The sequence below is a fragment of the Martinezella lusitana genome (assembly GCF_016901135.1).
Classification (GTDB): domain Bacteria; phylum Pseudomonadota; class Alphaproteobacteria; order Rhizobiales; family Rhizobiaceae; genus Rhizobium; species Rhizobium lusitanum_D.
Window position 1 is genome coordinate 151673 of record NZ_JAFEVL010000045.1, and the last position, 15377, is coordinate 167049.

The 15377-nt window shown below is 60.4% G+C and carries 11 protein-coding genes; 5 read left to right on the forward strand and 6 right to left on the reverse strand.

Features of this window, described 5'->3' with window-relative positions:
• Window positions 1-4: 4 nt before the first annotated feature.
• From JTP94_RS16600 to JTP94_RS16620, 5 genes are all read left to right on the forward strand, one after another.
• A complete protein-coding gene (locus JTP94_RS16600) occupies window positions 5-1270 on the forward strand; it encodes a glycosyltransferase family 4 protein (protein WP_204852302.1) in 1266 nt (421 codons plus the stop codon).
• On the forward strand, window positions 1252-2412 hold the full coding sequence (locus JTP94_RS16605; RefSeq protein WP_246755021.1) for a glycosyltransferase family protein: 1161 nt from the start codon (window positions 1252-1254) through the stop codon (window positions 2410-2412). The genes JTP94_RS16600 and JTP94_RS16605 overlap by 19 nt, the downstream gene beginning before the upstream one ends.
• A 235-nt stretch (window positions 2413-2647) precedes the next feature.
• Window positions 2648-5362 (forward strand): ABC transporter ATP-binding protein, encoded by a 2715-nt coding sequence (locus JTP94_RS16610; protein WP_204851586.1) that lies wholly within the window; start codon window positions 2648-2650, stop codon window positions 5360-5362.
• A 53-nt stretch (window positions 5363-5415) separates the two neighbouring features.
• Window positions 5416-5892 carry a cyclic nucleotide-binding domain-containing protein gene (locus JTP94_RS16615; RefSeq protein ID WP_204851587.1) on the forward strand — a complete coding sequence of 159 codons (477 nt, stop codon included), beginning with the start codon at window positions 5416-5418 and terminating at the stop codon, window positions 5890-5892.
• Window positions 5893-5938: 46 nt separating this feature from the next.
• A complete protein-coding gene (locus tag JTP94_RS16620; RefSeq protein WP_204851588.1) occupies window positions 5939-6475 on the forward strand; it encodes a hypothetical protein in 537 nt (178 codons plus the stop codon).
• 39 nt (window positions 6476-6514) lie between these two features.
• On the opposite strand, the gene JTP94_RS16625 is transcribed toward JTP94_RS16620, so the two are convergent.
• The 6 genes from JTP94_RS16625 to JTP94_RS16650 all read right to left on the reverse strand — a co-directional run bounded on the left by JTP94_RS16625 (window position 6515) and on the right by JTP94_RS16650 (window position 15298).
• Entirely contained in the window at window positions 6515-7657 is a 1143-nt protein-coding gene (locus JTP94_RS16625) for a fumarylacetoacetate hydrolase family protein (protein ID WP_204851589.1), read from the reverse strand.
• A 181-nt stretch (window positions 7658-7838) separates the two neighbouring features.
• On the reverse strand, window positions 7839-9209 hold the full coding sequence (locus JTP94_RS16630) for an alpha-glucosidase/alpha-galactosidase (protein WP_204851590.1): 1371 nt from the start codon (window positions 9207-9209) through the stop codon (window positions 7839-7841).
• Between the two features lie 18 nt (window positions 9210-9227).
• Window positions 9228-10898 (reverse strand): ABC transporter ATP-binding protein, encoded by a 1671-nt coding sequence (locus JTP94_RS16635; protein WP_204851591.1) that lies wholly within the window; start codon window positions 10896-10898, stop codon window positions 9228-9230.
• A 13-nt stretch (window positions 10899-10911) separates the two neighbouring features.
• Window positions 10912-12039, reverse strand: a complete 1128-nt coding sequence (locus JTP94_RS16640; RefSeq protein ID WP_204851592.1) for an ABC transporter permease — start codon at window positions 12037-12039, stop codon at window positions 10912-10914.
• Window positions 12039-13049 carry an ABC transporter permease gene (locus tag JTP94_RS16645; protein WP_204851593.1) on the reverse strand — a complete coding sequence of 337 codons (1011 nt, stop codon included), beginning with the start codon at window positions 13047-13049 and terminating at the stop codon, window positions 12039-12041. Before JTP94_RS16645 ends, JTP94_RS16640 begins: the two co-directional genes overlap by 1 nt.
• A 161-nt stretch (window positions 13050-13210) precedes the next feature.
• Window positions 13211-15298: an ABC transporter substrate-binding protein gene (locus JTP94_RS16650; RefSeq protein WP_204851594.1), complete on the reverse strand. Its 2088-nt coding sequence runs from the start codon at window positions 15296-15298 to the stop codon at window positions 13211-13213.
• Window positions 15299-15377 lie beyond the last annotated feature (79 nt).

The following is a 15377-nucleotide window of genomic DNA, read 5'->3' on the forward strand; positions in this document are numbered from 1 at the left end:
GAACCTGTCGATGCGGAAAAAAATACTGGTGGTCCTCAAGGGCTACCCTCGCCTGTCGGAGACCTTCATCGCGCAGGAACTGCTCGGCCTGGAAAGGGCGGGCTTCGACCTGACGCTGATTTCGATGCGAAAGCCGACGGACAAGAAGCGTCATCCCGTCCATGACGAGATCAAGGCGCGCGTGGTCTATTTGCCGGAATATCTGCACAACGAACCGCTCAGGGTGCTGCGTGCTTTCTTCGCCGGCATCGGCAAGCCCGGCTTCAAGCCGCTCTTGAAGCAGTTCTGGGCGGATCTCAAACGGGATATCACCCCGAACCGCTTTCGTCGCTTCGGCCAGGCATTGGTGCTGGCGCATGAGTGGCCCGACAATGGCGCGTGGCTGCATGCGCATTTCATCCACACGCCGGCCTCCGTTACCGCCTATGCCAGCATCATGACCGGCATTCCGTGGACCTGTTCGGCCCACGCCAAGGACATCTGGACATCGCCGGACTGGGAGCTTTCGGAAAAGCTCGGCCGAGCCCGCTGGACGGTGACCTGCACGCGCACCGGCTTCGACCATATGCGCGATCTGACTGATATGCGCGACAATGTCCATCTGAGCTATCACGGCCTGGACCTTGATCGCTTCGGTCCCTTTGCCGGCGAACATTCGGCGCGCGATGGCTCGGAAGTCTCAGACCCCGCCTTTATTCTCAGCGTTGGTCGGGCTGTGGAGAAGAAGGGCTATGACGTGCTGCTGAAGGCGCTGGCGCTCTTGCCCGGCGATCTCAACTGGCGTTTTACCCATATTGGCGGTGGCGACGGGCTGACCAAACTGAAGGCGCTCGCCGAAACGCTTGGCATAACCGATCGCATCACCTGGAAAGGCGCCCTGGCGCAGGAGGATGTGCTCGCGCATTATCGGCAGGCGGATATTTTCGCGCTGGCATGCCGCGTGGCCGCCGACGGCGATCGGGACGGCTTGCCGAATGTGCTGGTCGAGGCATCCAGCCAGCGCCTCGTCTGCCTCTCCACCAATATTTCCGGCGTTCCCGAGTTGCTGGAAGACGGTGAGAATGGCCTCGTCGTTCCGCCGGAGAATCCACAGGCCCTTGCAGCGGCATTGGAGCTCGCGATCCGCAATCCGGCGCTGCGCCACAGGCTCGGGGAAGCGGCAGAAAGGCGGGTACGCGAGCATTTCGACTATCATGCCAGCATTCGTCAGTTGACACGGCTGTTCGAGGAGCAGTGGCAAAAGGAAGATCAATGGCGGAAATCCGCATGATGGCCGCGCATTCCCCTTCTCCGCGTGTCTTCTTTTACGTCCAGCATCTGCTTGGCATCGGCCATCTGGCGAGGGCCAGCCGTATCGCCAGCGCGATGGCTAGGGATGGCTGCCGGGTGACTGTCGTCACCGGCGGCGTTCCGGTCAACGGCTTTCCTGGCCAAGATGTAACATCCGTGACGCTGCCGCCGGTCGTCGCCAGCAGTGCCGGTTTTTCGGGCCTTGCCGATCAAGCCGGCAAACCCGTCGACGAAACGTTTCTGTCGAGGCGTCGTGACCTGTTGCTCGATGCCTTTGGGCAGGCTGCCCCGGACGTCGTCATCATCGAGGCCTTCCCCTTCGGTCGCAGACAGATGCGCTTCGAACTGCTGCCGTTGCTCGATGCCATCGCCAAGGCCGATCCGAAGCCGAGGCTCTACACATCGGTGCGCGATATTCTGCAGCAGCAGAAAAAGCCCGGGCGCGACGAGGAGACGGTGGCGCTGCTCCGCGACCACTTTGATGGCGTTCTCGTCCACGGCGATCCTCACTTCGTTCGGCTGGAGGAAACCTTTCCGCTAACGGAGGCCATAGCCGACAAGATCGCCTATACGGGCCTCGTAGCCCCGATGCTGCCGCCGGAACCGGCCGAGATATTCGACATCGTCGTTTCAGCGGGGGGAGGTGCTGTCGGCCGCGACCTCATCCGTGCCTCGCTCGAGGCGGCAAGCCGGGTGGCAGTCGACCGCCGCTGGCTGCTGGTGGCCGGACCCAACCTGCCGGAGCAGGATTTCGCCGAACTCGCCAAGGATGCGCCCGGCAATGTCGAACTCGTCCGTTTCCGCAAGGACTTTCCCTCTCTTCTGAGGGGTGCTGAGCTGTCGATCTCGCAGGCTGGCTACAATACGATCGGCGATCTTCTGGTAGCGGGCTGCCGCTCCATTCTGGTTCCCTTCACCGCCGGCGGGGAGACGGAGCAATCGGTCAGAGCGGAGCGGCTGGAAAAGTTGGGTCTGGCGCTCGCCTTACCGGAGGCGGGACTGACGACGGAATTGCTCGTCAAGGCGATCGAAACGGCGCTGTCGCGGCCGAAGCCGCGCAGCCCCGATATCGACCTTAACGGCGCTGCAAAAACCTCGGCCATCATTCAAGGTATCTCGTGAGGAATGAAGCGCGGCACTCGTGACTGCGCGCTGTCTTTTTGTCCCCCTCGATTTCAGCAATGTTGTGATATAAATTGAAAAATCAATGAATCGGGGGGGCGTGGACGAAAGACCGGGCGGCGTCTCTTTTCACCATGGGGCCACGCATCCGCAACAAACTCATCCCGCATCTCTGCAACATCGATGCCGGCACCCGCCGATGCTGACCGTTGAATTTGGAAGCCTGCAATAAGCGATGGAAAAAAGCCTAGCGCGTTACATTTGGTCGAACACTCGGCTGGAGCAGATCTGGATACTGACGGTCGTCGCGGCCTCGATGATCCCTTACTTCCTGTCTTTCGATCTGCCAAAGCAGATCGTCAACGGGCCGATTCAGGGCAAGGGCTTCGAACATCCCGGCGATACGCAAACCTTCATGCATATCTCCTTCGATCTGCCGTTGATCGGGCATATCGAAGTGTTCCAGGGCCTGCAGCTTACCCGCATGTGGATGCTGATAGCGTTGAGCCTGGTATTCCTGGTGCTCGTCGTGCTCAACGGCCTCTTCAAGCTTTATATCAATACCTACAAGGGTCGGCTCGGAGAGCGTATGCTGCGTCGCATCCGCTTCGAACTGATCGATCGCGTGCTGCGATTCCCGCCGGTGCACTTCAAGCGGGTCAAGCCTGCCGAAATTGCGACGATGATCAAGGACGAGGTGGAGCCGATGGGCGGCTTCACGGGCGATGCCTTCGTGCAGCCAGCACTTCTGGGCGGCCAGGCGGTCACCGCTCTCATCTTCATCATCATGCAGAATTTCTGGCTGGGCATGATCGCGGCCGGCATCGTCGCCGTGCAGGCGATCGTCATCCCGCGCATGCGCAAGCGGTTGCTGGAACTCGGCCGCCAGCGGCAGTTGACGGCGCGTGAGCTCTCCGGCCGCGTCGGCGAGATCGTCGACGGCATCGGCACCATCCACGCCAACGACACCACCAATCTGGAGCGCGCCGACATTGCGCAGCGCCTCGGCCTGATCTTCTCGATCCGCTACGATCTCTATCAATGGAAGTTTATGGTGAAGTTCATCAATAACTTCCTGGCGCAGGTCACTCCCTTCCTGTTCTACCTGATCGGCGGCTTTCTGGCGCTGCAGGGCCGATTGGATATCGGCCAGCTGGTTGCGGTTATCAACGCCTATAAGGATCTGCCCGGGCCGCTGAAGGAGCTGATCGACTGGGATCAGTCGCGCCAGGACGTTCAGGTCAAGTACAATCAGGTGGTCGAGCAGTTCAGCGTTGAAAGCCTGATTGATCCGAAGATTCAAGTCGTTTCTCACGCACCCGCGGGCCGCATCACGCATTCCCTGGTCGCGACCAATCTGACCGTTGTCGATGACAGCGGCGCGCGCGTGCTCGATCATGTCTCGGTGGAGATTCAGCCCGGCGAGAGGGTTGCGATCGTCGGCGAGAGTGGTGCCGGCGGCGAATATCTCGCCGAGGCATTCGGCCGGTTGGTCTGGCCTGATACCGGCCGCGTCAGCATCGATGGCCGGGACCTGCTGGAATTGCCTGAATCCTTGACCGGACGGCGTATCGCCTATGCGTCTTCAGAGACCTTTTTCTTCCATGGCACCCTGCGCAGCAATCTCCTCTACGGTCTGAAGCATGCGCCCCTGATCCCGCCCACCTATGACGAAGAGACGGCCAACAGGGTCAAGTGGCAGATGGTCGAGGCCCGGCGCTCTGCCAATCCGGAGCTGGATCTCAACAGCGATTGGGTCGACTACGCCGCGGCCGGTGCTACCGGGCCGGACGATATCTATTCGGTCATCCGCCCGGTTCTCGATACGGTCGCCATGTCTCAGGACATTTTCGACATGGCGTTGCGCTCGAATGTCGATACGGCGGCGCACGGGGATCTGACCTCGCGGATCGTCGAACTGCGGCAGGCTTTGCGGTTGGCTCTCCACGAGGAGAAGCTTGAGGATCTCGTCGTTCCCTTCCAGTTCGACGCCTATAATTTGCAGGCGACAGTCGGCGAAAATCTGGTGTTCGGCACGTTGAAGCGGCCGCAGATGACCAATCGCAAGCTTGCCGCTCATCCCTATTTCCAAAAGGTATTCTCCGAGACCGGGCTTGTTTCCGATCTCTACGATATGGGCCTTGAGATTGCTGAGAACGCTGTCGAACTCTTCACCGACCTTCCGCCGGATCACCCCTTCTTCCAGCAGCTGACTTTCATGACGGCGGAAGACATTCCGACTTACGAGGCGCTGCTGCAGAAGCTGAACGGCAAGGGCTATGAGGCCGCTACGGCCGACGAGCGCGCGGCGATCATCCGCCTCAGTTTCTCCTATATCGAACCGCGTCACCGCTTCGGTCTTCTGACGCAGATGCTCATGGAAAAGATCGTCGGCACGCGTTCCACGTTCTATGAGAACATTCCGGCGGATCTTGCCAGCGTGATCGAGCGCTACGATGCCGAGCGCTTCACCGCTTCCGCGACCTTGATGGACAATGTTCTGTTCGGTCGTATCGCTCATCAGCAGGCCAATGCGCCTGAGCGCATACACCGCATCATGTATGATGTTTTCGGGCGTCTCGGCATGCATGACAGCGTCCTGTCGATCGGCCTCGATTTCGATGTCGGCTCGGGCGGCAAACGGTTGACGAACGTGCAGCGACAGAAACTCAATCTCGGTCGCGCGCTCTTGAAGCGGGCGGATTACATTATTTGCAATCGGCCGCTGCCGGCGCTCGACCACCGCGTCCAGGACCAGATTGCAAGGGGGATGTTGGGCGAGCTCGATCGGAACGAATATGCGCCGGCGATCGTTTGGGTTCTGTCTAACCCGAGTTTTGCCGAGTTGTTCGATCGCGTGCTGGTCTTCAACCACGGCAGTCTTGTCGAAAGTGGCTCGAGCACCGATCTTTTAGAGAAAAACGGTATGTTCAAAGAACTGTTATCGTAATATTCTATCTGCGCAGTGGTGTCTGGGGCTGAACACTGGGGGTTTTGAAGCTCATGCTTCTGAAGGATGAAGTTGAAATGCTGAAGCGCGTGCCGATTTTTTCGCGCATTGCGCCCGCGAAGTTGAAGCTTTTGGCGTTTACGTCGGATCGCGTCAGCTATAATGCTGGCCAAACTCTGTTTCTTCAGGGCGATCAGGGCGATGCCGCCTATGTTGTTCTTTCCGGAACTGCTGATATTCTCGTCGATAGTCCGGCTGGCGAGATCAAGGTTGCCGAGGTCGACGTCAACTCCATCGTTGGTGAAATCGCCATTCTCTGCGACGTCTCCCGTACCGCAACCGTCAAGGCTACCTCAAGGCTGGAGGCGCTGAAGATCAGCAAAGAGCATTTTCTGAAGCTGCTCAGCGATTTCCCGGAAATGGCCGTCGAAATCATGCGCGTTCTCGCCGATCGCCTCAACCACACCACCTCGGAACTAACGGCCGTTCGCAGCCGGTTGAGCAAGCCGCAGCCGATGTCCACGCATTGAAGTTTGAATTACCTCAGCCGGACGGCTGAGTGTGTTTTGTAAAGCGATGTCGCGCAAAATCCCGAAATACGCTCAGCTTGAACATGAGCGCCGCTTTTTGATCATCGAAACTCCGGATCTATCCGGAGCGGCATTTCGGTTGATCGAGGATCTTTACATAACGGGGAGCCGGTTACGCTTGCGGAAAATCACGTATAGCGATGGGCAGGATATTCAATTTAAGCTGTGTAAAAAATATCCTTCGGAAGACATACTCTCCACACCAATCGTCAACACCTATCTGACCGCGGACGAACACGCCGTACTTTCTGAACTGCCCGGCGGAAAAATCCGGAAAAGGCGGTACAGCATCGTCTCGTCGGCAAAGCCTTTCAGCATCGATGTCTTCGAAGCACAGCTTTCCGGCCTTATCCTGTGTGAGGTCGAGGCGGCATCTGTTACCGAGCTTGAATCGCAGATGTTTCCCGACTGGATACGACGTGAAGTCACGAGCGATCCCTTCTTCACCGGGGGCAATCTCGCCACCATCGATGATGGGGTGCTGCTGGCGAAGCTAGCATCCCTTCAAGATAGATCAGTTTGATTGACGGCAGGTTCACGCGGACTTTGACCCCTGTGTGGCTCAAATCAATCCTCGCCGCGCCAGATTGCGCATCAGGTGCGATGCACCGAACGTCCAGGGCGAGCATTCCGTCGACAGGAGCACGCGGTTTCGCAGGGCGCCCAGCTTGTCGTTGGAGATGGTAACGACGTCGCCGACCTTGTGGGTGAAGCCCTGTCCGGGGGTGTCGCGGTCCTCGACCGGGGCGAAAAGCGTTCCCATGAACAGCACGAAGCCATCTGGATACTGATGATGGCGGCCGATGGTCTGGGAGACGAGGTCGAGGGGATCGCGGCTGATTTCCTTCATCGACGAGCGGCCATGCAGCACATAGTCGTCTTCGCCTTCGACCTTGAGGTCGAGATCGGCATTGCGCACATCGTCCAGCCCATAGCTCTCGTCGAACAGGCGGATGAACGGCCCGATCGAGCAGGAGGCATTGTTGTCCTTGGCCTTGCCGAGCAGCAGGGCCGACCGGCCCTCGACATCGCGGAGGTTGACGTCGTTGCCGAGTGTCGCGCCCTTGACCCTACCCTGGCCGTCGACGGCGAGTACGATTTCCGGCTCGGGATTGTTCCACTTGGAGATCGGATGCAGGCCGACATCGGCGCCTGGTCCGACCGAGGACATGACTTGAGACTTGGAAAAGACCTCGGCATCCGGGCCGATGCCGACTTCGAGATATTGCGACCAGACGCCCTCCTCGATCAGCGCCGCCTTGACTTTGGCTGCCTCGGCGGAACCGGCCTTCAGATTGCGCAGGCTGTCGCCGATCAGAGCGGTAACCTTGCCGCGGATGGATTCAGCAAGATCCGGATTGCCGGCAGCGCGTTCTTCGATGACGCGCTCGAGCATCGAGCGGGCGAAGGTGACGCCGCAGGCCTTGATCGCCTGTAGGTCGATGGGAGCGAGAAGATGGATGGCCGAGAGGTCGGCCTTGGCAGCCAGCAAGGCGTCGAGACCGGCGATAGCCTCACCCTTCTGCGCGCGGACGAAAGCGACCGGATCGTCGCGCTCCAGAAGATCGCGCGCGGTCGGTGCTTCCTTCGAGGTGATATCGTAAACGGTGCCGTTCCGGACGGTAACGAGGGCAGGGCCTTCGACATCGGGGCGCCAGATACGCCCGACGAAAGTGCCGGTGCTGAAAATGTCTGAGGTGGCCATGTCTTTGATCTCCCCTAAAATCTCGACCCGTTTCTAGCGCAGTCGACCCGGCTTTGCCATCCGGCATAGGCTTGTAATTCAGCGTGTTTTGGACATTCACCTTTTCCGGGCTGGCCAAAAATGTAAGGCCTCGCGGCAACGCCGCGAGGCCCTTTAGGCCGCTAGCCGGGAGAGAGTGGCTTTAGGCGGCCTGAACCTTACGATTGCCGCGCGCCCATTCCGGCAGCCAATCGCCATGGGTCGCCAGCAGCTCGTCGACCAGCGACCAGATCTGGTCGAGATCGAGCTCGGCGGCCGTGTGCGGATCCATCATCGCGGCGTGATAGATGTGCTCGCGATTTTCCGTCATCAGGGCCTTCACCGTCAGTTCCTGCACGTTGATGTTGGTGCGGATGAGCGCCGTCAGCTGCGGCGGCAGGTCGCCGATGAAGGTCGGCTGGATGCCGGAGGCATCGACCAGGCAGGGGACCTCGGCGGCGCAATTGTAGGGCAGCGACGTGATGCAGCCATTGTTGCGGACGTTGCCGTAGATGACGGAAGGTTCGCCGGTCCAGACCGAATTGATGATCGACGATGCATATTCCTTCGATTGCTTGACCTCGATCTTGTCGGCCGTGCGATATTCTTCCGCCTGGTTCTTCCAACGGGCCACCTGCTCGATGCAGCGCTTCGGATATTCGTCGAGCGGAATGCCGAACTTCTCGATCAGATCCTCGCGGCCTTCCTTGATGAAGTAGGGCGTGTATTCGGCGAAATGCTCCGAGCTTTCGGTGACGAAGTAGCCGAGGCGCGTTAGCATCTCGTAGCGCACCTTGTTCGGGCAGCGCGGGTTCCAGCCAGGCTTGGGCGCGCGTCCCTCGCGATAGGCACGGACGAGATCGGGATAGAGGTTGCGATAGGAACCATCCGGCTGGCGGTGTTCGAATGCCAGATAGAAGGCCATGTGGTTGATGCCGGCTGAGCGATAACGGATCTCGTCATAGGGGATGTCGAGATCATGGGCGAGTTCCATCGCCGTGCCCTGCACCGAATGGCAAAGCCCGACCTGCTTGATGGCTGGATACTTCTCGGCGATTGCCCAGGTGTTGATCGCCATCGGGTTCACATATTGCAGCATGATGGCCTGCGGGCAGACGGCGAGGATATCCTCGCAGATCTTCCAGAGATGCGGCACGGTGCGCAGGCCGCGCATGATGCCGCCGACGCCGAGCGTGTCGGCGATCGTCTGGCGCAAGCCGTATTTCTTCGGCACCTCGAAATCGGTGACCGTGCAGGGCTCGTAGCCGCCGATCTGGAAGGCGACGACGACGAAATGGGCGCCTTCCAGCGCCTTGCGCTGATCGGTGAAAATCTCGACCGTGGCCGGCGCCCCGAGCGTAGAGGCCAGTTTGCGGGCCACGATGGCGCTTTCTTCCAGCCGCTGCTGATTGATGTCCATCAGCGCTATTCTTGCGCCCGCAAGGGCAGGGCGCTGCAAGACGTCGCCGATGATGTTTTTCATGAAGACGGTCGAGCCGGCCCCGATAAATGTGATCTTGGGAGTGCCTGTCATATAAAAATCTCCTGGATGCTAGGAAGCTACCTCGAACGCCGCTCTGACAAGGCGTTCGGTGTAGGCGGTCTTGGGATGGGACAGAACCTCTTCGACCGGCCCTTCTTCCATGATCTTGCCGTGCTGCATGACGATGACGCGATGGCAAAGGGCGCGGACGACCTTGAGGTCGTGGGAAATGAAGAGATAGCTCAGGCCCCGCTCGTCCTGCAGCTTGCGCAGGAGATCGATGATCTGGGCCTGGACGGAAAGATCGAGCGCCGAGGTCGGCTCGTCGAGAAGAATGAATTCCGGCTCGAGCGCGATGGCACGGGCAATGGCGATGCGCTGGCGCTGGCCGCCGGAAAATTCGTGCGGGAAGCGCGAGAGGATATTGGCGGGCATGCCGGAGCTGACGAGCGCGTCCTTCACGCGTTCCAGCCGCTCGGCCCTGTTCGCGCCGATGTTGTTAACCACCAGCCCTTCGCCGATGATCTGGCCGATGGTCATGCGCGGATTGAGCGAGGAGAAGGGATCCTGAAAGACCACCTGCATGCGGGAACGCAGCGGTCGCATCTCGGCCCGCGAGCGGCCGTGGATTGCCTGTCCGTCGAAGTAGATCTCGCCGCTATCGGCGTCGATGAGACGCAACAGCGCCTGGCCGAAGGTAGTCTTGCCGGAACCGGATTCGCCGACCAGCCCAAGCGTTTCATGGCGGCGCAGTTCGAGGTTGAGGCCGTCGACGGCGACAAGCTCGCGCATATCAGGCTTGAAGAAGGTGCCGTGGCGCAGCATGAAGGCGACCTTGACGGATTTGCCCTCGAGAACCGTGCCGCAGTCCGGTGGCAGCGGTTTCGCCTGCCCGTGCGGCTCCGACGACAGGAGATGCTGCGTGTAGGGATGTTGCGGATGTAAAAACAGCTCTTCGGTCCTGTTGTGCTCGCGCATCTCGCCATGCTGCATGACATAGACATAGTCGGAGAATTGCCGCACGACCGTCAGGTCATGCGTGATCAGGATCACCGCCATGCCGAGCTGCTTCTGCAAGTCGCGGATCAGGTTTAGGATCTGCGCCTGCACGGTCACGTCGAGCGCGGTCGTCGGCTCGTCGGCGATCAGCACGTCCGGGTCGTTGGCCAGCGCCATGGCGATCATGACGCGCTGGCGCTGGCCGCCCGATAGCTGATGCGGATATTGCATCAGCCGGGCCTCGGGATCGGGGATCCGGACCTGCTTGAGCAGGTCCAGCGCCTTTTTCTGGGCTTCGCGGCGGCCGATCTTGCGGTGGACACGGATCGCCTCGACGATCTGGCCGCCGATCGTATAGATCGGGTTGAGCGAGCTCATCGGCTCCTGGAAAATCATCGAGATACGATCGCCCCGCAGCTGCCGGCGGGCACGCTCCGAAAATTTCAGCACATTCTTGCCGTCATAATGGATGGTGGACTTGTCCGAGACGACGGCGCGCTTGGTCAGCAACCCCATTACGGTGCGGGCCGTCACCGATTTTCCCGAGCCGGATTCGCCGACGATGGCGATGGTTTCTCCCCGATAGAGCTGGAAGGAGATATCCTTGACGGCATCGACGATGCCATCCTCGACCTTGAACTTGACGGCGACATTGCGGGCGTCGATGACGGGAGCCACAGCCTTGTCTGCGGCGTCGAGGCGGATGTCGGGAGCGAATGGATTGACGAGTGCGAGAGACATATCCGGTTTCCTCTCAATAGGGATCGATCGCATCGCGCAAGCCATCGCCGAGTGCATTGAAGGCGAAGACGGTAACGAGAACGAAGGCGACGGGTGAGAGGATCCAGGGGTAGGAGCCGATGACCGAATAGGTCGAGGTGTCCTGCAGCATCAAGCCCCACGAAATCAGCGGCGGCTTGACCGCAAAGCCGAGGAAACCCAGGAAGGATTCGAGCAGCACCACGCTTGGGATCGCGAGCGTCACGGCGACGATGACGTGGCTCATGACGTTGGGGAATATGTGCTGCAGGATGATGCGCCGGTCGGTCGCTCCGACCGCCATGGCTGCCCGCACATATTCGATCCTCGCCAGCGCCAGCGTCTTGCCGCGCACCTCGCGTGACATCTGCGCCCAGCCGAGCGCCGACATGACGATGATGACGAAGGCGAGGAAGACATTGGTCGGCGCCGTCACCGGTATGAGTGAGGTCAGCGCCAGGTAGAGCGGCAGTTGCGGGAAGGCCAGAACCACTTCGACGAAGCGCTGGATCCAGGCGTCGAGCGTGCCGCCGTAATAACCGGAAATCATCCCGACCGTCGTGCCGACGATGGTAACGATGGCAACCACCGTCAAGGCGATCATCAGCGAGATGCGCGAGCCGTAGATGGCGCGTGACAGGATATCCCGGCCGAATTTGTCCGTGCCGAGGAAGTGCACGGGTCCGCCGTCGGTCGTGCCGAAGAGATGCCGGTCGCCGGGGATCAGGCCGAAGAGATAATAGGGCGCGCCCTTGACGAAAAGGCCGAGTGGGCGCGGATTGTCATAGTCCGGGCCGACGATCGGCTGGAACGTCACCGGATCGAGGTCGCTTGTCTCGGCCAGCGCGTAGACGCGGGGCTGAAAGACGAAATTACCGTCCTTGTCATGAAAGCTGATGACCTGCGGCGGCGCAAAGCCGCTATCGGTCGCCTTTGGATCGAGCGGTGCGATGAATTCGGCGAAGATCGACATCAACAGCAGCAGGATGACGAGGATGAGGCCGCCCATGCCGGTCCAGGAGCGCTTCAGGCGGCGCCAGACCAGCGCCATGTAGCTCTCATTGCCGCGCTTGTGCTTGATCGTTTCATCGGGCGGGGGCGGGGAGTTGCTGAAGGCGAGCATTAGTGGATCCCTCCCTGTTGGCGCACGCGCGGATCAAGCAGCGCAAGCAGCATGTCGGCGATGATGTTGCCGATGATGAGGGTTGCCGAAAGCACCAGCATGAAGGTGGCGGTGACATAGACGTCGCCGACCGCCATGGAGCCGACGATCGCCGGGCCTACGGTCGGCAAGGTGAAGATAATTGCGGTCTCGATTTCGCCCGTCAGCATGTAGGGCAGCACCACGCCCTGATACATGACCAACGGGTGCAGCGCGTTCGGCACAGCATGGCGCATGACCACGGCGGCGCCGGAAAGGCCTTTGGCGCGCGCGGTCTCGACATATTGCGCGTTCAGCGTATCGAGCAGGTTGCCGCGCATGATGCGCATATTGTAGGCGAGCCCGCCGAAGGTGGCGATCGCCACGACAGGCCAGACATGCTTGACAAGATCGGCGAACTTGCCCCAGGACCAGGGCGCACCGCCATATTGCGGCGAGAAGAAGCTGCCGATTTCCGAGACATTGAGCTGGAAGACGAGGATATAGACGATGATCAGCGCCATCAGGAAGCGCGGCACCGTCATGCCGAGGAAGGATATGCCTGAGAGCAGGCTGTCGACCCAGCTATATTGCCGCGTCGCTGCCCATATGCCGAAACCGATGCCGAGAATGGACGCCAGGATATGACACACCAGGGCTAGCGCCAGCGTTCTGGGCAGGCGTTCGCCGACAACGTCCGCGACCGGTTTGTTGTAGAACATGCTGTAGCCGAAATCGCCCCTGGTGACGATGCCGCCGATCCAGTTGACGTATTGGACGACCATCGGTTTGTCGAGCCCGTGTTCGCGGCGGTAGACCTGTGCCTGCGCGTCGGCCTGTGCGAAGGATGCGCCGCCCTGGTTCATCAATTGCGAGCGGATGTAATCGGCATAGTCGCCCGGTGGCGCCTGTATGATGGCGAAAGTTACCACGCTCAGGATGAAGAGCACGGGGATGGCAGAGGCTATGCGAACGAGCAGGAATCGTAACATGGGACGGTTCGCTTCTCTTGATGCTGGCGGCTGCCCCGATCCGTCAGGGACGGCAAGCGCCGGCGGTGTTCAGTTCGGCCGGCGGGCGAGCCGCCGGAATGCTTGATGTCCGATTGGCAGCCGGTGGATGGCCGGCTGCCGCACGTGGGGGCTGGTCGACCCTATTTGATCGGACCGGCGCTGCCTGGCGCACCCGGAAGCTCCTGCGGGAACAGCTCGTATTTGCCCTGCTTGTCCGCAGCTACCCAAAGGCGCTCGCGAATGATGGAGTCCTCCGCCCAGTTGAAGAGGAAGATCGGTGTGCCGGGGGGAACATTCGAGAAGCGTTTGTTGATGATGAGCGCACCCGGATATTCGGTCAGACCGATATTGTAGAGATGCCCGGTGGAGATCTTCTGAAACTGCTTCATCAGAGCCACGCGCTCATCGTTATCCTTCGAAGTGGTGAACTTGTTGACGATATCGACCATGTCCTTTTCGAAGGGCATCAGGTCCAACTGGCCGCTTTCGGGGGCGCGATGGTTCCAACTCGTGCGCGGGCCGACCGGGGCAAGCTGTTCGGTGTTCTGCACGACCGACGCCAGCTCCGTGGTGTTGCGTCGGACCATCCAGTCGAAGCGACCGCCGTAGTTGGCGTCGTCACGCTTCGGGCCGTCGAGCGCGTTGATGATGACGCGGAGCCCGAGCTTTTCCATCTGGGCCACGACACCCTCGGCAAGGCTCTTGTCGGTGGTGTAGTCGTTGTTGACCAGGAGGGTGATTTCGACATCCTTGCCGCCGTTGGCGGTGGCCGGGAAGTTGACGATGCCGTCGCCGTCGGTGTCCTTCAGCCCGGCCTTTGCCAGTTCGGCCTTCGCCCCGGCAAGATCGAACGGGTAATAGACGGTGGAATTGCGGTCATAGAAGCTGCTGCCGGAGGACAGGCCGCCCGGATAGATCGCCGTGAACGGACCCTTGACCAGCGACTCGCCGATCGCCTTGCGGTCGAGCGCCATGGTGACGGCCTTGCGGAAATCCTCGTTGCGGTTCAGCTCGCGGACGGACTGACTGCGCGCATCCGGGGCGCCCCAGCCGTTGGCGGAGAAATTCATCTGCAGGTTATAGCCGATGAGGCGAGGGCCGAAGGCCAGACGTGACGGCGCATCGGGCTGTGCTGCCCGCTTCAGCGAGGCGACGAAATTTTCCGGCTGTTCGAGGTTCGACAGATCGCCGGAGCCGGCAACCGCCTGCACGTCGCGATCCGCCCAGGTCGAAAGCTTATAGTGCAGTTCGTTGAGGTAAGGCAGCTGATTGCCCTTCTCGTCGACCTTCCAGTAGTAAGGGTTGCGGCGCATGACGATGATATCGTCGGACCGATATTCGACCGGCACCCAGCCACCCATGACCGGCATGTTCATATATTCAGGCGGGAAAGCGTTCTTGAACTGGTCGTAGGTGTTCTTCGAATATTTCGGATGCTGCGGCTTCAGGATATGCGACGGGCCTGGGCAGAAATTGGGATAGGCCATCGTGTAGAGATACTGCTTCGGGAAGGCATCCTTGAAGGTCCACTCGATCGTATAGTCGTCGATCTTCTTCAAGGTCGTGCCGGCGCCGAAAGCTTCCGGCGAAGCGCCGCCACCGAGCGGAGAGACATTCGGATCGATGACTTCATCTTCCCAATAGAACATGATGTCGTCGGCGTTGAAGGGCACGCCATCGGACCATTTCGCACCTTCGATCAGATGCATGGTGAGCTTATGGCCGTCCGGCGACCATTCCCAGCCTTTGGCGAGGTTCGGCAGCGGTTCGGTATCTTTCGCCTCGACCTGGAACAGCGGCGCGGTGCGTGTCAGGCACTCGGACAGACCGATATCGATGCCGCCCCAGCCCTGGGTCTGGCCGGCGCCATAGTTCCAGCCTTCCGGTCGGCCGCCGATCACATGGCGAAGCGTGTCGCCGTAGACACCGATGCCGTCGGGCATGTTGCCGGTCTTGAAGACAAGCGGCTCCTTCGGCAGACGATCCTTGACCGGCGGCAGCTTGCCGGTCTTGACGAAGTTGTCGGTGACCCAGGCGGGTTCGTGATACTCCGGCAGCGCCTTGAACTCCAGTATGGAGCTGCGCTCGACATATTTGATCTTTCCTTCCGCCGGAAAGACCGGTGGAACGGGTGGCACTGTCGGCTCGGCTGCATAGGCGCTGATGGCGATTGCGGATGTGGCAATCGTCAACGCGGCAAGAAGGCCGATCGGTCGAAAATGTCTCATCTTGTTCTCTCTCCCATTATCGCGAGCGTTCCCTTTGAGGCGCCGCGTTCCTCCAGCATAGCGGGAAATGGCCGTCTGG